This is a genomic window from Priestia sp. YIM B13552, from assembly GCF_042787775.1.
Lineage (GTDB): Bacteria > Bacillota > Bacilli > Bacillales > Bacillaceae_H > Priestia > Priestia megaterium_E.
In genome coordinates this window covers 537,787-558,494 of record NZ_JBHZOU010000002.1, presented here as the reverse complement: position 1 = coordinate 558,494, position 20,708 = coordinate 537,787, and the positions used below count along the sequence as shown (strand labels likewise).

Genomic DNA, 20,708 nt, shown 5'->3' with positions numbered 1-20,708 from the left:
TTCTTACACCCTTTCTAAGTTAGAAAGGGTGTTTTTTATAAAGAAATGCGAGGAAAGCAAAAATGGAGGGAATCGATATGAAACATTTAGTGACAGTCTCAACACTAGAAACAAATGAAATTCTAGAGATTTTAGACAGCGCTGAAAACTATCGAACGAATAAACAAGGATGGAAACCGGAAGAGAAAATGTTTGTTGCCAACTTATTTTTCGAAGCGAGCACGCGTACTCGATGCAGCTTTGAAATGGCAGAACAGCAGCTAGGATTAACAACAATTCCGTTTGAAGTAACAACTTCAAGCGTCCAAAAAGGAGAAACGCTTTATGACACGATTGAAACATTAGCTTCAATCGGCGTTCAGTCAGTTGTTATTCGCCACCCGCAAGATCGTTATTATGAAGCACTGCAGGAAAAAGTATCGATTCCCATCATTAATGCAGGAGACGGATGCGGTCAGCATCCAACTCAGTGTCTGCTTGATCTACTGACGATTCGCCAAGAGTTCGGCTCGTTTAAAGGATTAAAAGTCGCAATAGTCGGAGATTTGCGACATAGCCGCGTAGCGAGATCGAATGCTGAAATGCTGACAAAACTAGGGGCGACCGTATATTTTGCGGGACCTGAAGAATGGAAAGATGAAGAGAACAGACACGGTACATATCTTGATATCGATGAAGCAATCGAAACGGTCGATGTTGTGATGCTGCTGCGTATTCAATTTGAAAGGCATGAAGAGAACACTTCAGAGCTTGCACAGAACTACCACAGCCGCTTCGGATTAACCGTTGAACGAGAGCGGAAAATGAAATCACATAGCATTATCCTTCATCCAGCTCCTGTAAACAGAGGAGTCGAAATTGCAGATGAGCTCGTTGAATGTGAACGCTCAAGAATTTTTAAACAAATGCAAAATGGCGTGTACATTCGCATGGCAGTATTAGCAAGAGCGCTACAACCAATTGAAAGGGGACTTAATAATGACAACAATTATCAAAAATGCTACATGGTTAAATAAAGGGAAAATTGAAAAAGTCGAACTGAAAATTGAAAATGGTGTAATTGCTGAAATAGCTTCACACATCGACGTACAGAATGAAGAAGTCATTGATGCAGGCGGGAACTTCTTATCACCGGGTTTAATCGATGTCCACGTTCACTTGCGCGAGCCAGGGGGAGAAAAGAAAGAAACGATTGAAACGGGTACTTTAGCAGCGGCAAAGGGCGGTTTTACAGCAATTGCTGCAATGCCAAACACGCGTCCAGTTCCGGATACGGTTGAACAAATGGAGTGGGTAAACAAGCGTATTGAAGAAACAGCACATGTTCGCGTATTGCCATACGCATCGATTACCACTCGCCAATTAGGAAAAGAACTAACGGACTTTGAAGGCTTAAAAGAAGCAGGCGCATTTGCTTTTACAGATGATGGAGTAGGCGTTCAGTCAACAGGAATGATGCTGGAAGCGATGAAGAAAGCCGCTTCATTAAATAAAGCAATCGTTGCACACTGTGAAGATAATGATTTAATCAACAAAGGCTGCGTCCACGACGGAAAATTTGCAAAAGAACATGGATTAAACGGTATTCCTTCTATCTGCGAAGCCGTTCAAATTGCACGAGATGTCCTGCTTGCTGAAGCAGCAAACTGTCACTACCATGTGTGTCACGTAAGTACAAAAGAATCCATTCGCGCCATTCGGGATGCGAAAAAAGCAGGCATTCGCGTAACCGCAGAAGTAACGCCTCATCATTTACTGCTAAATGAGGAAGACATCCCTGGGCTTGATTCAAACTTTAAAATGAATCCGCCGCTTCGAGGAAAAGATGATCAACAGGCATTAATTGAAGCTTTATTAGACGGAACGCTTGATTTTATCGCCACTGATCATGCACCGCATACAGCGGACGAAAAAGCAGAAGGCATGGAGCTTGCGCCGTTTGGAATTGTAGGACTTGAAACAGCTTTCCCGCTTCTTTATACAAACTTGGTATTAAAAGAAGTAATAACGCTAGAGCAGCTAGTATCATATTTAACAAACAAGCCTGCTGACACGTTCAACCTTCCTTATGGCACCATCGAAGTAGGGAAACCAGCAGATTTAACTATCATTGATCTTGAAACAGAAAAAACAATTAATCCAGAAGAATTTGTATCAAAAGGTAAAAATACGCCGTTTGCTAACTGGGTATGCAAAGGTTGGCCGGTAATGACATTAGTAGAAGGTAAACGAGTATGGGAGGATGTTAAAGCATGCAACGTCAACTAATTTTAGAAGATGGAACAGTATTTATCGGAAAAGGATTCGGCAGCGACAGAGAAATGACAGGAGAAGTTGTTTTCAACACGGGAATGACAGGATATCAAGAAATTCTATCTGATCCATCATACTGTGCACAAATTGTGACATTAACATATCCTTTAATCGGAAACTACGGTATTAACCGCGATGACTTTGAGTCGATTGAACCAGCTGTACACGGTTTGATTGTAAAAGAAGTTTGTGATGCTCCTTCAAACTTCAGAAGCGAACTATCAGTAGATGAATTTTTAAAACAAAAAGATATTCCAGGATTAGCTGGAATCGACACGAGAAAATTAACGCGAAAAATTCGTCAGCACGGTGCGCTTCGCGGACGCGTGTGCAACATGGAAGTCAATGTAGAAGAAGTGGTAGCACAGCTTCAAAATCATGAACTTCCGACTGATTCAGTTAAAAAAGTATCAACAGTGAAGCCTTACCCAAGCCCAGGCAGAGGTAAAAAAGTGGTACTCGTTGACTTTGGAATGAAACACGGAATTTTACGCGAATTAACAGCTCGTCAATGCGACGTGATTGTGGTTCCTTATAACGTAACTGCGCAAGAAATTCTTCAATTAAATCCAGATGGTATCATGTTGAGCAACGGACCTGGAGACCCAAAAGACGTACCTGAAGCAATCGAGATGATTCAAGGGGTTTTAGGAAAGGTTCCTCTTTTCGGAATTTGTTTAGGACATCAGCTGTTTGCGCTAGCATGCGGAGCAGATACAGAAAAAATGAAATTTGGTCATCGTGGATCCAACCATCCTGTAAAGGATCTAAAAACCAATAAAGTAGCTCTTACATCTCAAAACCACGGCTATACAGTATGTGAGCCATCTCTTGTCAACACGCCATTAGAAGTGACGCACGTTGCGCTTAACGATGGAACAGTTGAAGGAGTAAAGCATAAAGAATATCCGGCATTTACGGTTCAATATCACCCTGAAGCATCACCGGGACCTGAAGATGCAAACGGATTGTTCAACGAATTTATGGATCTTATGAAAAACAATCAGAAAGTAGGTAATTGCTAATGCCAAAACGTCAAGATATTAACACAATTCTCGTAATCGGATCAGGACCAATCGTCATCGGACAGGCGGCAGAGTTTGACTATGCAGGAGCGCAAGCGTGTATTGCGCTAAAAGAAGAAGGATACAAAGTTATTCTTGTGAACTCCAATCCTGCAACAATCATGACAGACTCAGAAATGGCAGATAAAGTATATATTGAACCTCTAACGGTTGAATTTGTAAGCTCAATTATTCGTAAAGAACGCCCGGATGCACTGCTTCCAACGCTTGGCGGTCAAACGGGACTGAACTTAGCGGTAGAATTACACGAAACGGGTATTTTAGAAGAATTGAATGTAGAAATTCTCGGGACAAAATTATCGGCGATTGAACAAGCTGAAGACCGTGAGCAGTTCCGTTCACTAATGAATGAACTAAATCAGCCTGTCCCAGCAAGTGAAATCATTCATTCGCTAGACGAAGCGTATGCGTTTGTTGAACAAGTAAACTATCCCGTAATCGTGCGTCCTGCTTATACGCTTGGCGGTACGGGAGGCGGAATTTGTAACAACGAGCAAGAGTTGATTGAAATTGTAACAAGTGGATTAAAACACAGTCCTGTAACACAGTGCTTACTTGAGAAAAGCATTGCAGGCTTTAAAGAAATTGAATATGAAGTAATGCGCGATGCAAACGATAATGCGATTGTAGTATGTAATATGGAAAACTTTGATCCGGTCGGTATTCATACGGGAGATTCAATTGTTGTAGCACCAAGCCAAACGCTAAGCGACCGTGAGTATCAGCTGCTTAGAAATGCGTCACTAACAATTATCCGAGCGCTTAAAATCGAAGGCGGATGTAACGTTCAGCTAGCACTAGATCCAGAAAGCTTCCAGTATTACGTAATTGAAGTAAACCCTCGCGTAAGCCGCTCATCGGCTTTAGCATCAAAAGCAACAGGGTATCCAATTGCAAAATTAGCAGCAAAAATTGCGGTAGGCTTAACATTAGATGAAATGATGAACCCGGTAACTGGGAAGACATACGCATGTTTCGAACCGGCACTAGATTACATCGTATCTAAAATTCCACGCTGGCCGTTTGATAAATTTGAATCAGCTAATCGTAAACTAGGTACACAGATGAAAGCAACAGGTGAAGTAATGGCAATTGGCCGCACGTTCGAAGAGTCAATTTTAAAAGCCGTACGCTCACTTGAGTCAAACGTTCATCACTTAGAACTGAAAGATGCGCATGAATTTGATGATGCCATTATTGAAAAACGTATTCGCAAAGCTGGTGATGAGCGATTATTCTACATTGCAGAAGCCATTCGCCGCGGCGTAACAATTCAACAAATTCATGACTGGAGCAAAATCGATCTCTTCTTCTTAGTAAAACTTGAAAAAGTGATTGCTTTTGAAAATGTGTTAAAAGAAGAGATTCATAACGTAGAAGTTTTACAGGAAGCAAAAGAAATGGGATTTGCAGACTGCACGATTGCTAAGCTATGGAATCAAACAGAGCGTGAAGTATATGACTTCCGCAAACAAAATGGCGTGATGCCAGTGTACAAAACAGTAGATACATGTGCAGCAGAATTTGAATCTACAACACCATATTTTTACGGTACGTTTGAAGATGAAAACGAATCGATTGTTACAGATCGTAAAAGCGTTGTGGTGTTAGGGTCAGGACCAATCCGCATCGGGCAAGGAATTGAGTTTGACTATGCAACAGTTCACTCCGTGTGGGCGATTAAAGAAGCTGGATACGAGGCGATTATTGTCAATAACAATCCAGAAACAGTATCAACTGACTTCAGTATTTCAGATAAATTATACTTCGAGCCGCTGACGATTGAAGATGTGATGCATATCATCGATTTAGAAAAACCAGAAGGTGTGGTTGTACAGTTCGGTGGTCAAACAGCAATCAACTTAGCAGACGAGCTAGAAGCAAGAGGGGTCAAGATTTTAGGAACGTCGCTTGAAAGCTTAGATGCAGCGGAAGACCGTAAAAAATTCGAAGCGACGCTAGCGCGTTTAGAAGTACCTCAGCCGCTTGGAAAGACGGTTACATCCGTAGAAGAAGCAGTGGTTGTGGCAAAAGAAATTGGTTATCCGGTGCTTGTACGACCTTCATATGTACTAGGCGGACGCGCAATGGAAATTGTGTATAAAGAAGAAGAACTGCTTCACTATATGAAACACGCGGTAAAAGTACACGCAGATCACCCTGTGTTAATCGACCGCTACTTAACTGGAAAAGAAATTGAAGTCGATGCCATTTCAGACGGTGAAACAGTGGTTATTCCAGGGATTATGGAACATGTAGAGCGCGCCGGTGTACACTCAGGTGACTCCATTGCTGTATATCCACCGCAAACTCTGTCACAGGATGTAAAAGATACAATCATTGATTACACAACACGTATTGCAAAAGGCTTAAACATTATTGGACTGCTCAACATTCAGTTCGTCTTATCAAAAGGAGAAGTGTTTGTTCTTGAAGTAAATCCTCGTTCAAGCCGTACGGTGCCGTTCTTAAGTAAAATTACGCGTATTCCGATGGCGAATGTCGCAACAAAAGTTATTTTAGGAACAAGTTTGCAAGAGCTTGGCTATGAATCAGGCATGCACCCTGAAGAAGAAGGCGTCTACGTAAAAGTGCCGGTCTTCTCATTTGCAAAGCTGCGTCGCGTAGATATTACGCTTGGACCTGAAATGAAATCTACTGGAGAAGTAATGGGGCAAGATTCAACGTACGAAAAAGCATTATATAAAGGACTAATTGCGTCAGGTATGTCCATTAAGCCGTACGGTTCAGTACTTATGACAGTAGCGGATAAAGACAAAGAAGAGGCAACAGCGCTGGCGAAGCGTTTTGCTAACATCGGCTACCAGGTGATTGCAACGGAAGGAACAGCTTCAACGTTTACAAAAGAAGACATTCGCGTAAAAGTAGTAAATAAAATTCATCATGAAGATCACAATCTTTTAGATGTGATACGAAAAGGTGAAGCGCAGCTTGTCATCAACACGCTAACAAAAGGAAAACAGCCTGCGCGTGACGGATTTAAAATTCGCCGTGAAGCAGTTGAAAATGGTGTACCTTGCTTAACATCACTTGATACAGCAGAAGCGATTTTACGAGTGCTTGAAACGATCAGCTTCCATACAACACCAATGAAAAAAGTTCGTCCAACTAAAGAGGTGACAACCGTATGATCAAACATGAAATGATGCAAGTCGTCAGTCAGCGACCGTTAACACACAATGTATATGAATTAACCCTTCAAGGCGAGCTTGTTCGTTTCATGAATGAGCCGGGGCAGTTTGTGCATATCCGCGTTAACAACGACTATTTGCCGCTGCTTCGCAGACCAATCAGTATTGCAGAAATTGACCAAACGCACGAACAGTTTACGATGATTTACCGTGCAGAAGGGGCGGGAACATCGCTGCTTGCCGAAAAACAAGCCGGACAGTCGATTGACGTGTTAGGTCCGCTTGGCCACGGTTTTCCATTGGAAGCGATAGAGTCAGGTCAAACGGCTTTATTAGTAGGGGGAGGCATTGGAGTGCCTCCGCTCTATGAGCTTTCAAAAAGACTTCGTGAAAAAGGCGTGCAGGTTATTCACGTCTTAGGCTTTCAATCAAAGGCAGACGTATTTTACGAGCGAGAGTTTTTAGCTTTAGGAGAAACATATATTGCAACGGTAGACGGCTCTTACGGAACAAAAGGTTTTGTCACAACGGTGATTGACGAGCAGGAGTTTTCATATGACGTTATGTTTTCATGCGGTCCAACTCCTATGTTAAAAGCACTAGAAAATAATTATACAAACAAGCCGCTTTACATTTCTTTAGAAGAAAGAATGGGCTGTGGAATCGGTGCTTGTTTTGCATGTGTATGCAGAGAAAGTGAAGATTCTACGGCGTATAAAAAAATCTGCAGCGACGGTCCCGTCTTTCAAGCAGGGGAGGTGCTTCTATGAGTATGCTAAAAACGACATTGCCAGGATTAGATTTGAAAAATCCAATTATGCCCGCATCCGGCTGTTTTGGATTTGGGCGTGAGTATGCTCAATTTTATTCACTTGATGCACTTGGAGCCATTATGATTAAAGCGACTACTGCGGACACTCGTTTTGGCAATCCAACTCCTCGCGTAGCGGAAACATCTGCAGGAATGTTAAATGCGATTGGATTACAAAATCCTGGGTTAGAAAAAGTAATGAACGAAGAGCTCGTTTGGCTTCAGCAATATGACGTGCCGATTATCGCGAACGTAGCCGGTGCTTCAATTGAAGAATATGTGCACGTGGCAAAAGAAATTTCAACCGTATCAAATGTAAAAGCACTTGAATTGAATATTTCATGTCCTAACGTAAAAGAAGGCGGAATTGCGTTTGGCGTAGATCCTGTCATTGCTGCTCGTTTAACGAAAGCAGTAAAAGATGTTTCAAATGTTCCAGTTTATGTTAAACTATCACCAAACGTATCCAATATTGTAGACATGGCGATGGCTGTTGAAGAAGCCGGCGCGGATGGCTTAACGATGATCAATACGCTTCTCGGGATGCGTCTGGATTTGAAAACAGCTCAGCCGGTTTTAGCGAACGGCACAGGCGGACTGTCAGGCCCATCCATTAAACCTGTAGCGATTCGAATGGTATATGAAGTGAGTCAAAAAGTGAACATTCCAATTATCGGTATGGGCGGAGTGACAACTGCTGAAGATGCACTCGAGTTCCTATATGCAGGTGCAAGTGCAGTGGCGGTTGGTACAGCAAACTTTGTTGACCCGTATGTATGTCCAACCATCATTGACGAACTGCCAAGGCTATTAACATCATTAGGATACGAGCATGTTTCAGAATGTATCGGAAGGAGCTGGAAAAAGCGTGAAGCAACCGTTAATCATTGCTCTTGATTTTTCATCAATTAACGATGTACAGCAGTTTTTAATGCCTTTTCAACAAGAGTCATTGTTTGTGAAAGTAGGCATGGAACTGTTTTATAAAGAAGGGTTATCCATTATTTCTGCATTAAAAGAGCAAAACCACCAAATCTTTTTAGACTTAAAGCTTCATGATATTCCCAATACGGTAAAGCAAGGGATGAAGTCTTTAGCTTCTCTTGAAGTGGATTTGGTTAACGTTCACGCAGCGGGCGGAATGAACATGATGCAAGCAGCCGTTGAAGGACTTGACTTAGGAACCGCTGCGGGCAAAAAGCGCCCGGATTGTATTGCGGTTACTCAGCTAACGAGTACATCTGATGAAATGCTAAAAGAGCAGCAGCTCATTACACATTCGATGCAAGAAGTGGTTACGCATTATGCAGCGCTTGCTAAAAAAAGTGGACTTGACGGCGTTGTATGTTCTACTCATGAGGTGCCTTCGATTCGAAACGCAGCAGGAGAGGACTTTTTGACCGTAACGCCCGGTATTCGTATGGGCACAGATTCAGTAGATGACCAAGTCCGTGTGGCAACACCTCAGCTAGCGAGAGAATATGGCTCAAGTGCCATTGTCGTTGGACGTTCTATTACTAAAGCAAAAGACCCGCTTAAAGCATATTATGAGATGTTACAGCAGTGGAAAGGGGAGCGTATTACGCGATGACAAAACTACGAAAAGAAATTGCAAAACAATTAATTGATATTGAGGCAGTAAGCCTTCAACCAAACGCGCCGTTTACATGGGCCTCTGGAATTAAGTCACCTATTTATTGTGACAACCGTCTAACGCTTAGCTACCCGAAAGTGCGAAAAGAAATTGCAAAAGGTCTGCAGCATTTAATTAAAACGTATTTTTCCAATGCAGAAGTGATTGCTGGTACCGCTACAGCTGGTATCCCTCATGCAGCGTGGGTAAGTGAAGCGCTAGAGCTTCCAATGTGCTATGTGCGAAGCAAAGCAAAAGAACATGGCCAAGGAAATCAAATCGAAGGAAAAGTAACAAAAGGTCAAAAAGTAGTTGTGATTGAAGATTTGATTTCAACTGGCGGAAGTGTGTTTACAGCAGTGGATGCATTAAAAGCGCAGGGATGTGAAGTGCTGGGAGTTGTGTCTATCTTTACATATGAGCTGGAAAAAGCGCGTCAGCTGTTTAAAGAAAAAGAACTTCAAGTTTATTCGCTAACAGACTACTCTACGCTAGTAGAAGCGGCAAACGAAGCGGGATACATTGAAGAAGAAGCGATGGACAAGCTATTTAAATGGCGTGAAAACCCTTCAGACCCTTCATGGATGAACTAAACTCAATAAAAACCCCCTTTTCTATATAGAAAGGGGGTTTTTATTATGACTGACGCAGCTTCAGTACAAGTTCTTCGCTAGGCGTTACGTACACCGTTTGCTGGTTATCGTACGTCACAAAACCAGGCTTGGCACCGCTTGGTTTTTTTACGTGGCGAATTTTTGTATAGTCCACGGGTACCGAACTTGAATTTTTAGCTTTACTAAAGTAAGCAGCAAGGTGAGCCGCTTCTAAAATGGTTTCTTCTGAAGGCTCTTGGCTGCGGATAACAACGTGAGAACCCGGTATATCTTTTGTATGAAACCAAATGTCATCACGAGCAGCAAGGCGATTTGTTAAATACTCATTTTGCTTATTGTTTTTGCCAACTAAAATCGTCGTGCCGTCGCTTGAAACGTATTGTTCAAGTGTAGGCGTGGTGTTTTTTTGTTTTTTTGCTTGTTTTTGCTGACGGTTGCGCAAATATCCTTCTTCCACAAGCTCTTCACGAATCTCAGCAATGTCTTTGTGAGTAGCAGTATCCATTTGCTGAATAAGTGATTCAAAATACTGTACTTCTTCGTTTGCTTTTTCAATTTGTTCGATTACAATCGAAACGGAATTTTTCGCTTTTTGATACTTTGTGAAATAGCTTTGAGCATTTTGAGACGGTGATTTTTGCGGGTCTAATGAAATCGTAAGTGTACCGCTATTTTCATCATAATAATTAATAACGTCCACTTTCGCATCTCCTTTTTTGACAAGGTGTAAATTTGCGATAAGGAGTTCACCGGCTAGCTGGTAATCAGATGCTTTTTCTGCATTTTGCAGCGTTTGCTCAAGCTTTTTTATTTTTTTCTCATTTTTCTTTTTCTCGGTAGAGATAAACTGTACTAAATCATGCGCTTGCTGCTTTACACGATCTCGCTCTGCTTTCCCGTAGTAATAGCGGTCAAGAAGCTCACTGATGGTTGCATACGTTTTTTTCGTACCCTCTAAATGCGTTAATTCCAGTAAATAAAAGTAGTCTTTTTGATTAACGGTTGTCAGAGTCGGTGTAAACTGACCTTCTTTTATCAGCGTCATCGTTTCGACGAATGATTTTGGAAGGGTAGAACGATTCGCTAAGCCAGAGCGAAACACCACTTCATTTGCAATTAAAGGAGAAAGCCCCGAGAAGGTTTGCACTAGCTGGGTGGCTAACTTTCCGCTATTAAAATCAATTTTTTTAACCACGGTTTCCTCATCCGCTTCAAATGGGTGAAGCTTATCTTGGCTAGGAGGCAGTACGTAAGGTGCTCCGGGCAGAAGCGTACGGTGCCTGTTCAAGGCCATTGGAACGTGTTTAATGCTGTCGATAATCGTTTGTTTTTCTTTATCTACAAGCACAACATTACTATGTCTTCCCATGATTTCAATAATAAGCTGCTTGTACGTCACGTCGCCAATTTCATTTCGTCCTTTTGTTTCAATGACTAAAATGCGGTCTAATCCAAGCTGATACACTTGTTCAATAATGCTTCCTTCTAAATGTTTGCGAAGAAGCATACAAAACATAGGAGGCTCAGATGGATTTTCATAGGGCTCATTTGTAAAATGAACGCGTGAATAGTTAGGGTGAGCTGAGATTAAAAGTTTGCGGTTTTCACCTTTAGCGCGTACTTGTAAAATCAACTCGTTTGGAAACGGCTGATATATTTTTGAAATTCGTCCTGAAACCAAGGTCTCAGATAATTCTTGTAAAATGCCATATGTAAAAATACCATCAAATGACATAGTGCTCACATCCTTAAGTAATTGAAAATTGTCCTATAGAAAAGTATAGCATTTTTTAGGACGAGTCTGAATAAGCATACGATATAAGATTGTAACAATCTAATAGGTGCATTTACAAATAAAAGGGTGTGAAAAGATGCAATGAGATGGTATGAATTAGGTGAAAAAGCAATAGTAGAAGTAACAAAAACAGACAGACAGCATGGTCTTACACACAAAGAAGTAAAAGCACGTCAGCAGCAGCAAGGATTTAATGAATTGACTGAAGGAGAGAAAAAACCGGCCATTCTTGTGTTTCTAGAGCAGTTTAAAGATTTTATGGTGCTGGTTTTACTAGCTGCTACGCTTATTTCAGGTCTTTTAGGCGAATACATCGATGCGATTGCTATTATTGCCATTGTAGTAATTAATGGATTTCTAGGTTTTTTTCAAGAAAGAAAAGCAGAGAAATCTCTTCATGCATTAAAAGAGCTTTCTGCTCCTCAAGTAGCAGCTATGCGTGAAGGGAAATGGGTTAAGTTGCCATCTAAAGAGCTGGTAGTAGGAGACATTGTAAAGTTTTCGAGCGGAGACCGCATCGGGGCTGACCTTCGGATTATGGAAGCCAAAAGTCTAGAAATTGAAGAATCAGCGCTTACGGGAGAGTCTTTGCCAGTTGCCAAGCAAATAAAAGCTTTGCCCGGAGATGAAGTGCCGCTTGGAGATCAGGACAATATGGCGTTTATGGGTACGCTTGTGACGCGAGGAAGCGGAACAGGTATCGTTGTAGGGATTGGAATGAAAACAGCGATGGGACAAATTGCTGATTTGCTTCAAAATGCTGAAGCCATGATTACTCCTCTTCAACGGAAGTTAGAGCAATTAGGTAAAATTTTAATCGTTGTAGCCCTTGCACTTACTGTATTAGTTGTCGGGATTGGCGTGCTGCAAGGCCATGATTTATACAGTATGTTCTTAGCGGGAGTTTCGTTAGCTGTTGCTGCCATACCCGAAGGTCTTCCTGCCATCGTAACCGTGGCGCTATCTCTTGGTGTACAGCGCATGATTAAGCAAAGATCCATTGTTCGCAAACTTCCTGCTGTTGAGACACTAGGATGCGCATCAGTCATTTGCTCAGACAAAACGGGCACATTAACGCAAAATAAAATGACGGTTACTCACCTCTGGTCAGGAGGAATGACGTGGAGGGTATCAGGGACAGGGTATGAACCTACGGGTGTATTTTCGCGAGAGGAAAGAGAAGTTGATACACGGAATGAAAAACCGCTTCAGCAGCTTTTAGTGTTTGGTCTGCTTTGCAATCAAACGTCCATTTCGAGAAAAGATAAAGAATATGTCATCGACGGAGATCCTACTGAAGCGGCTTTGCTTGTTGCCGCAATGAAAGCGGGGCTGACAAAAGAAAACATTCAAAAGCAGTTTACGATTATTGAAGAGTTTCCATTTGATTCAACGCGTAAAATGATGAGTGTAGTCATTGAAGACGCATCTAATAAGCGCTATGTTATAACAAAAGGTGCTCCGGATGTGCTGCTTGTAAACAGCAAAAATATTTTGTGGGAAAGCAGACAACAAACGCTGTCGGTAACAGTTCATAATGAAGTAAAAGGAGCGATTGATCAGTTAGCTAGCCAAGCGCTTCGAACAATTGCGATTGCTTATCGGCCGTTAGAAGACCATGAGAGCGTCCATACAGAGAACGAAGCGGAAAAAGACCTGACTTTCCTCGGGCTTCAAGGAATGATTGATCCGCCAAGACCAGAAGTCAAGCAAGCGGTCAAAGAATGCCGAGACGCAGGGATCAAAACCGTTATGATTACAGGTGATCACGTCATTACAGCACAGGCGATTGCAAAACAGCTAGGCATTCTACCGAAAAACGGTCAAGTCTTGGAAGGAACGGATTTATCCAAAATGACGCAGGAAGAGCTAGAAGAAGTAGTGGATGATGTTTACGTATATGCCAGGGTATCACCTGAGCATAAGCTTAAAATTGTTAAGGCTCTTCAAGCAAAAGATCACATTGTAGCCATGACGGGCGACGGCGTAAATGATGCACCGGCTATTAAAGCAGCAGACATAGGCATCGCAATGGGCATCACCGGGACAGACGTAGCAAAAGAAGCGTCTTCACTCGTTTTGCTTGATGATAATTTTGCTACTATTAAATCAGCGATCAAAGAAGGACGAAACATCTATGAAAATATTCGAAAGTTTATCCGTTACTTGCTTGCATCAAATGTAGGAGAAATCTTAGTTATGCTCTTTGCGATGATTTTAGCACTTCCGCTTCCGCTAGTGCCCATTCAAATACTATGGGTAAACTTAGTAACAGACGGTTTGCCTGCGATGGCTCTTGGCTTAGACCAGCCAGAGGACAACGTGATGAAGCGCCATCCAAGGCATCCGCGTGAAGGTATCTTTGCAAGAGGATTAGGGTGGAAAGTAGTCAGCCGCGGATTTTTAATTGGAGCTGCTACACTTGCTGCATTCATGATTGTTTACGACAATGACCCAGATCGGCTGCAGTATGCACAGACGATTGCATTTGCCACACTTGTCATGGCACAGCTTATTCACGTATTTGACTGCCGGAGCGAAAAATCAATTTTTGATCGCAATCCATTTCAGAACTTATATCTTGTAGGAGCCGTTATTTCATCTATTATCCTTATGCTGGTGGCCATTTACTATCCGCCCCTGCAGCCTATTTTCCATACAATGGCTATTGCACCGCGGGAATGGCTCGTTATTCTAGGACTTGCAAGCCTTCCAACTTTTTTACTTGCCGGTTCACTTTTAACAAGAAAAGCTTCATAAATTGTGCTATACTTTAATACAGGCTGTCCTAAATGAGAAAACTCATGAAGGCAGCCTTTACAGGTTGAATAAAGAAGAGAGATTTCTTTTTTTTGCTAACACTTTCTTTTATGATACTTTTTATGTAAGATGTACATAGTGGATGTGATGATAATGATAAAAAGTATGACTGGTTTTGGCCGCGGAAAAGCGGAAGTGGAAAATCGATCAGTAACAGTGGAAATGAAGTCTGTTAATCATCGTTTTTGTGAAATTGTTATTCGTATGCCAAGACAATTAATTGAAATTGAAGATAAAATAAAAAAAATCGTTCAAACATACATAAAACGTGGTAGAGTAGAAGTATTTGTTACTATTTCAGGTGAAGAAATGGCAAAAAAGAAACTGCAGACGGATTGGCAGCTGCTTGAGGAATACATGAATGCGTTGCAGCAAGTACAAGAAAAGCATGGGCTGTCACAATCTGTTCAAATTCAAGACATTTTACACATGCCTGAAGTAATGACAACTTATGAAGAAGAAGCTGATCAGACGAGTATTCATGGTGCAATCTTTGAAGCCGTTGACGCTGCTGTGCATCAGTTAGTGGATATGCGGAAACGAGAGGGATCAGAGCTGTATCACGATTTGATGGGGTACTTACAGGATATTCAAGACATTCGCGAAAAAATTACACAGCTTGCTCCTGAAGTTGCTGAACAATATCGCGAGCGTATTAAAAGAAAGCTGAGCGATTATTTAGAAGGTGCTTTCGATGAGCAGCGAGTGCTGACTGAAGTAGCTATTTTTGCTGAAAAAGCAGATATTAGCGAAGAACTTACGCGAATTCAAAGTCATGTTTCACAATTTATTCAAGCATTAAATACACCTGATTCAGTAGGACGCAAGCTGGATTTTCTTGTTCAAGAGCTGAATCGTGAAATGAATACAATCGGTGCGAAGGCAAATAATGGTACTATTGCTCAGTATGTTATTAGTATGAAAGCACAATTAGAACGCATAAAAGAGCAGGTTCAAAATATTGAATAGCCTTCGTGTAAGATAAAGATTATATTGGTATAGCGGGAGGCTTCTTATGAGCGGTAAATTAGTGAACGTTGGATTTGGAAATTTTATTTCTTCTAATCGTATAATCTCTGTCGTTCATCCTGAATCAGCTCCAATCAAACGCATTATTCAAGATGCAAAAGATCGAGGCTCTTTAATAGATGCAACGCAAGGACGTAAAACACGATCTGTTATTGTTATGGATAGCGATCATGTTATTTTAGCTCCTGTACAGCCAGAAACTGTGTCACAGCGACTTATAAACAAAGAAGAATTATTAGAAGGGTAGGTCACTTGAACCGATGATTGAAAGAGGTTTATTAATTGTTCTTTCCGGACCATCAGGTGTTGGAAAAGGAACGGTACGAAAAGCATTGTTTGAGCAAGAAGACATTAAATTGCAGTATTCTATCTCTGCAACAACAAGAAAGCCCCGCGAAGGTGAAGTAGACGGTGTTGACTATTTCTTCAAACCACGCGAAGAGTTTGAGCGCATGATTGAAAATAAGAAATTATTAGAGTGGGCTGAATACGTAGGTAACTACTACGGTACCCCGGTTGATTATGTAGAACAAACGTTATCTGAAGGCAAAGACGTATTTCTAGAAATTGAAGTGCAAGGTGCTCTTCAAGTGAAAGAAGCGTTTCCAGAAGGTTTGTTCATCTTCTTGGCACCGCCGAGTTTGTCAGAGCTTAAAAGTCGTATCGTAAACCGCGGTACTGAAACAGAAGATTTAATCAATAACCGTATGCGCGTGGCAAAAGAAGAAATTGAACTTATGGACGCCTACGATTATGTTGTAGAAAATGACAAAGTAGAAAATGCTTGTGCTCGCATCCGTGCTATCGTAACGGCTGAACACTGCCGTCGTGATCGTATTTCTGCGCGCTATAAAAGAATGCTGGAGGTAGAATAAACATGCTTTATCCATCAATTGATTCCCTAATGGAAAAATTAGATTCTAAGTACACGCTTGTGACAGTAGCTGCAAAACGTGCACGTCAATTACAGCTTCACAATGATACGCCGATTGAAAAGCCGGTTTCTTATAAATTTGTAGGCTGTGCTTTAGAAGAAATTAATGCTGAACAATTAAGCTATAAGCAAGGTGTAGCAGAAGAAGATTCTAAACATCAGTAAGTGAAAAAATAACAACCTACTTTATAGGTTGTTATTTTTTTGATGCTTTTGTTTGTATTCAAGCAGGATAGTGAATGTCTCATTACAAAAATGGTATAATAATTAAATTGAAAAGCTTTAGATAGTTACCCGAGTAAACAAGCGGATGCTGGTTGAGCGGGATAAATAGATGGGGGCATAATGATGAAGGGAAAACGAATTTTATTATGTGTTAGCGGCGGGATCGCCGTATATAAAGCCGCAGCTTTAACAAGTAAATTAGTACAAGCGGGAGCGGAAGTTAAAGTAATGATGACTGCTTCGGCATGCGAGTTCGTAACGCCGCTTACGTTTCAAGCTCTGTCTCGAAACCCAGTTTATACAGATACGTTTGATGAAAAAGATCCATCTGTGATTGCACATATTGATTTAGCAGATTGGCCTGATTTAATTTTAGTAGCTCCTGCTACGGCAAATATGATAGGGAAAATAGCAAATGGTCTTGCAGATGATATGATTTCCACAACGCTGCTCGCTGCTACTGCACCTGTGTGGATTGCACCTGCAATGAATGTTCATATGTACGATCATCCAGCTGTTAAAAAAAATATGAGCACTCTTTCATCATTTGGTTACTCTTTTGTAGAGCCTGGAGAAGGGTATTTGGCATGCGGTTATGTAGGAAAAGGCCGTCTTGAAGAGCCGGAAACAATTGTTTCACTAATCGGATCTTATTTCTCACAAGCATCAGATACACAAAAGATCCTTGAAGGTGTGAATGTATTGGTTACAGCAGGACCTACGGTAGAACGCATTGATCCCGTCCGATTTTTCACCAATCGTTCTACCGGGAAAATGGGCTATGCTCTTGCAGAACAAGCTGCTAAGTTAGGTGCATCGGTAACACTTGTAACGGGACCGACGAATTTAGAGTATCCAAAAGGAGTGCAGGTTGTTCAAATTGAAAGTGCGCAGCAGATGCTTGAAGCTGTTATGCAGCGCTATCATGAAGCAGATGTTGTTATCAAATCAGCCGCAGTGGCAGATTACCGACCAAAGCATGTGTTTGATCAAAAGATGAAAAAGCAGCCTGGTGCAGCAGTATTAGAGCTAGAGAGAACAACAGATATTTTACGCACGCTTGGAGAGCAAAAAGAACACCAGCTTTTAGTCGGCTTTGCAGCAGAAACAGAACAAGTGGATGAATATGCACAAAAGAAACTTTTATCTAAAAACTTGGATATGATTGTAGCCAATAACGTAACGACAGAGGGAGCAGGTTTTGGGACGGACACAAATATTGTAACGCTCTATAAGCGAAGCGGAGAGTCTAGGAAACTTCCCATTCTTTCAAAACACGATGTAGCTACCGAGGTGTTAAAAGAAGTGAAGGAAATGTTAGAAGGGCTGAAAAAATGAGTGTAGCTAGTGTAATTGTGGACGTGGCTGCTAAGCAAACAGATCGAGCTTTTGACTACGCTGTTCCTGACAAATGGAAAGGAATTATTGTTCCGGGTATGCGAGTTGTCGTTCCGTTTGGTCCTAGAAAAGTTCAAGGGTTTGTGGTGGCTCTTAAAGAAGAGGCCGAAGTTAAGCGTGTTAAACCAATTGCTGACCTGCTTGATTTAACGCCGGTTCTGACTCCCGAACTGTTAGAGATTGGGCACTGGCTAACCGAAAAAACGCTTTGTTTTATGATATCGGCTTTTCAAGTCATGCTGCCTGCGGCGATGAAAGCAAAATATGATAAAGAACTGTCACTCCTTTCAAAAGAGGCATACGAACAGCTTCATGAGCAAGTAAAGTCGTTTTTTCAGTCAAGATCCTCACTGAAGTGGAGTGAAGTAGAAAAGACAGCCGCTGCTCCTGCTTTTCACCGTGATATTCAAAAAGGTCTAATCGAAGTTGTCTACGTTGTGAAAAACAAAGGAAACAAAAAAACGGCAAAAGGCGTAAAACTGAATCAAAGTCTTGAAGAAATTCAGCAGTTTATGAGCGAGTTAAATAAGCAGGCAGAAAAGCAAAAACAAGTGCTGTCTTTTATGCTCGAGCGAAATGAAGAAGTAGTCATAAAAGAAATAGCGGAAGATTTGCAGATTACCTCCGCTCCTATAAAAGCGCTGATTAACAAAGGACTCTTAGCGGAAACGGAAATTGAAATATACCGTGATCCTTATCAAGATCGATATTTTACACCATCAAAGCCATTTCAATTGACGGATGAACAAGCTGAGGCAATTGCACCGATTCTGCGGGACATCGAAGAAAATCTTCACGATGTGTTTTTAATGTACGGAGTAACCGGAAGCGGAAAAACAGAAGTGTATCTCCAATCAATTGATCAAGTGCTGAAAAAAGGAAAAGAAGCGATTATGCTTGTTCCGGAGATTTCACTTACCCCTCAGATGGTCAAGCGGTTTAAAGAGCGGTTCGGCTCAAAAGTTGCTGTGCTTCATAGCGGCTTGTCTACTGGTGAGAAATACGATGAATGGCGAAAAATTCAGCGAAAAGAAGTATCCGTTGTAGTAGGGGCCCGCTCTGCTGTATTTGCTCCATTTGAAAATTTGGGCCTTCTTATTATCGATGAAGAACATGAGACGAGTTATAAACAAGAAGAAAACCCCCGTTATCATGCCAGAGATGTAGCTATTTACCGAGGGCAGCATCATCAGTGTCCTGTCATTTTAGGAAGTGCAACACCAACGCTTGAGTCCTTTGCAAGAGCGCAAAAAGGTGTGTATAAGCTGCTGACGTTAAAGCAAAGAATGAATAAGTCATCAATGCCGTCGGTGGATATCGTTGATATGAGAGAAGAGCTTCGCAGCGGCAATCGCTCTATGTTTTCAACTCTGCTGTTTGAAAAGATGAAAGACCGTTTGGAAAAAGGGGAGCAAATCGTTTTATTTTTAAATAAAAGAGGTCATTCTTCTTTTGTCATGTGCAGGGACTGCGGTTACGTTCCGACATGTGAGCACTGTGAAATTTCACTAACGTATCACCGCTATCAAAATAAATTAAAATGCCATTACTGCGGACACGAAGAACATGTGCACACTGAGTGCCCAGAATGCCACAGCGAACATATCCGCTTTTTCGGATCTGGTACACAAAAAGTGGAAGAAGAATTAACAAAAGTGCTGCCTGAGGCTAGAGTCGTTCGAATGGATGTTGATACGACAAGCAGAAAAGGCGCGCATGAAAAGCTCCTGAACAAGTTTGCAAGTGGAGAAGCGCAAATTTTACTAGGGACGCAGATGATTGCGAAAGGGCTGGACTTTCCAAACGTCACGCTTGTAGGCGTTTTAACAGCAGATACGATGCTGAATTTACCTGACTTTCGTGCATCTGAAAAAACGTTTCAGCTTTTAACGCAAGTAAGCGGAAGAGCAGGACGCCACAAACTTCCAGGAGAAGTAGTGATTCAGACGTACACGCCTGAACACTACAGTATTCAACTTGCGAGTCAGCATGATTACGATGCGTTTTATAAGCAGGAGATGGAAATTCGTAAAATGCATAAATATCCGCCTTTCTTTTACTTGGCGCTTGTAACGGTATCTCATGAAAATATTGCAAAAGTGGTGTCTGTTACGGACAAAATTTCGCAGTATCTGCGTCAGAAACTTTCGCCGCAAACAACGATCTTGGGGCCAGTCGCATCTCCGATTGCTAAGATAAAAGATAGATATCGCTATCAATGCATGTTAAAATACAAGCTGGAACCAAGCCTGATTCCGCTGTTGAAATATATATTAGAACGTTATCAAGCGGAAATGCAGAAGGAGAATTTAACGATCACTATTGATTTGAATCCATACTCGATGATGTAACCAGTCGTCTTGATGGCGTTAAATAAGAAGGTTTTTGGATATAAATAGAAAGAATAAAGGAGGTGCCTATTTGGCTAAGCTTAAGCTTGTTTACCATCCTAATGAAGTACTTGAACAAGAGTGTGAAGTCGTTAAAAACTTTGATAATAAATTAGCGAAATTACTAAACGGCATGTATGATTTAATGCTTGAAGCAGACGGTGTGGGTTTAGCTGCTCCTCAAGTAGGAGTTCTGCAGCAAGTGGCAGTGGTAGACGTGGATGACCGACACGGTAAAATTGAGTTAATTAATCCGGTAATTATTGAGCAACGAGGCGAACAAATCGGTCCAGAAGGCTGCCTAAGTTTTCCGGGCCTTTTTGGTGACGTGGCTCGAGCTGATTATGTGAAAGTACGTGCGCAAAATCGTAAAGGAAAACCTTATTTTATAGAAGCAAAAGGTTTTTTAGCACGAGCAATTCAACATGAAATTGATCATTTACACGGTGTATTGTTCACGGAAAAAGTAACAAAGTATTACGAAGAGGATGAACTAGAAGGGTAGGTTT

At 41.6% G+C, this 20,708-nt stretch carries 17 protein-coding genes; 16 read left to right on the top strand and 1 reads right to left on the bottom strand.

The features are described 5' to 3' along the window. The first annotated feature begins 77 nt into the window (after positions 1-77). Genes ACFX40_RS08885 through pyrE form a run of 8 tightly spaced genes read left to right on the top strand, consistent with a single transcriptional unit; the run spans position 78 to position 9,587 of the window. Positions 78-1,016, top strand: a complete 939-nt coding sequence (locus ACFX40_RS08885) for an aspartate carbamoyltransferase catalytic subunit (protein ID WP_013058938.1) — start codon at positions 78-80, stop codon at positions 1,014-1,016. Further along, positions 979-2,268, top strand: a complete 1,290-nt coding sequence (locus ACFX40_RS08880) for a dihydroorotase (protein WP_028410774.1) — start codon at positions 979-981, stop codon at positions 2,266-2,268. The genes ACFX40_RS08885 and ACFX40_RS08880 overlap by 38 nt, the downstream gene beginning before the upstream one ends. Then, entirely contained in the window at positions 2,253-3,338 is a 1,086-nt protein-coding gene (locus tag ACFX40_RS08875; protein WP_028410775.1) for a carbamoyl phosphate synthase small subunit, read from the top strand. Before ACFX40_RS08880 ends, ACFX40_RS08875 begins: the two co-directional genes overlap by 16 nt. Continuing rightward, entirely contained in the window at positions 3,338-6,550 is a 3,213-nt protein-coding gene (gene carB, locus ACFX40_RS08870; RefSeq protein WP_028410776.1) for a carbamoyl-phosphate synthase large subunit, read from the top strand. The genes ACFX40_RS08875 and carB overlap by 1 nt, the downstream gene beginning before the upstream one ends. Beyond that, a complete protein-coding gene (locus tag ACFX40_RS08865) occupies positions 6,547-7,320 on the top strand; it encodes a dihydroorotate dehydrogenase electron transfer subunit (protein WP_098249237.1) in 774 nt (257 codons plus the stop codon). The genes carB and ACFX40_RS08865 overlap by 4 nt, the downstream gene beginning before the upstream one ends. Further along, positions 7,317-8,258 (top strand): dihydroorotate dehydrogenase, encoded by a 942-nt coding sequence (locus tag ACFX40_RS08860; RefSeq protein ID WP_016765435.1) that lies wholly within the window; start codon positions 7,317-7,319, stop codon positions 8,256-8,258. The genes ACFX40_RS08865 and ACFX40_RS08860 overlap by 4 nt, the downstream gene beginning before the upstream one ends. Continuing rightward, positions 8,230-8,952: an orotidine-5'-phosphate decarboxylase gene (gene pyrF, locus ACFX40_RS08855; protein ID WP_028410778.1), complete on the top strand. Its 723-nt coding sequence runs from the start codon at positions 8,230-8,232 to the stop codon at positions 8,950-8,952. The genes ACFX40_RS08860 and pyrF overlap by 29 nt, the downstream gene beginning before the upstream one ends. After that, entirely contained in the window at positions 8,949-9,587 is a 639-nt protein-coding gene (gene pyrE, locus ACFX40_RS08850; protein WP_028410779.1) for an orotate phosphoribosyltransferase, read from the top strand. Before pyrF ends, pyrE begins: the two co-directional genes overlap by 4 nt. A 43-nt stretch (positions 9,588-9,630) precedes the next feature. Here the strand turns inward: pyrE and ACFX40_RS08845 are convergent, their stop codons facing one another. Next, positions 9,631-11,343 (bottom strand): Rqc2 family fibronectin-binding protein, encoded by a 1,713-nt coding sequence (locus ACFX40_RS08845; protein ID WP_377237893.1) that lies wholly within the window; start codon positions 11,341-11,343, stop codon positions 9,631-9,633. 141 nt (positions 11,344-11,484) lie between these two features. On the opposite strand from ACFX40_RS08845, the gene ACFX40_RS08840 reads away from it, so the two are divergent. From ACFX40_RS08840 to def, 8 genes are all read left to right on the top strand, one after another. Continuing rightward, positions 11,485-14,163: a calcium-translocating P-type ATPase, SERCA-type gene (locus tag ACFX40_RS08840; protein ID WP_028410781.1), complete on the top strand. Its 2,679-nt coding sequence runs from the start codon at positions 11,485-11,487 to the stop codon at positions 14,161-14,163. A gap of 153 nt (positions 14,164-14,316) precedes the next feature. Continuing rightward, entirely contained in the window at positions 14,317-15,192 is an 876-nt protein-coding gene (locus ACFX40_RS08835; protein ID WP_028410782.1) for a YicC/YloC family endoribonuclease, read from the top strand. A gap of 46 nt (positions 15,193-15,238) precedes the next feature. Beyond that, positions 15,239-15,499 carry a DUF370 domain-containing protein gene (locus ACFX40_RS08830; protein WP_013084831.1) on the top strand — a complete coding sequence of 87 codons (261 nt, stop codon included), beginning with the start codon at positions 15,239-15,241 and terminating at the stop codon, positions 15,497-15,499. Positions 15,500-15,512: 13 nt separating this feature from the next. Continuing rightward, complete coding sequence (gene gmk / locus ACFX40_RS08825; protein WP_013058927.1) at positions 15,513-16,127, top strand: guanylate kinase; 615 nt, start codon at positions 15,513-15,515, stop codon at positions 16,125-16,127. Positions 16,128-16,129: 2 nt separating this feature from the next. After that, positions 16,130-16,351, top strand: coding sequence for a DNA-directed RNA polymerase subunit omega (gene rpoZ / locus ACFX40_RS08820; RefSeq protein WP_013058926.1), 222 nt, complete (start codon positions 16,130-16,132; stop codon positions 16,349-16,351). 180 nt (positions 16,352-16,531) lie between these two features. Continuing rightward, positions 16,532-17,749, top strand: coding sequence for a bifunctional phosphopantothenoylcysteine decarboxylase/phosphopantothenate--cysteine ligase CoaBC (coaBC, locus tag ACFX40_RS08815; RefSeq protein ID WP_028410783.1), 1,218 nt, complete (start codon positions 16,532-16,534; stop codon positions 17,747-17,749). Continuing rightward, positions 17,746-20,160: a primosomal protein N' gene (priA, locus tag ACFX40_RS08810; protein WP_377254788.1), complete on the top strand. Its 2,415-nt coding sequence runs from the start codon at positions 17,746-17,748 to the stop codon at positions 20,158-20,160. Before coaBC ends, priA begins: the two co-directional genes overlap by 4 nt. Before the next feature lie 70 nt (positions 20,161-20,230). Beyond that, positions 20,231-20,704, top strand: coding sequence for a peptide deformylase (def, locus tag ACFX40_RS08805; RefSeq protein ID WP_013084828.1), 474 nt, complete (start codon positions 20,231-20,233; stop codon positions 20,702-20,704). Positions 20,705-20,708 lie beyond the last annotated feature (4 nt).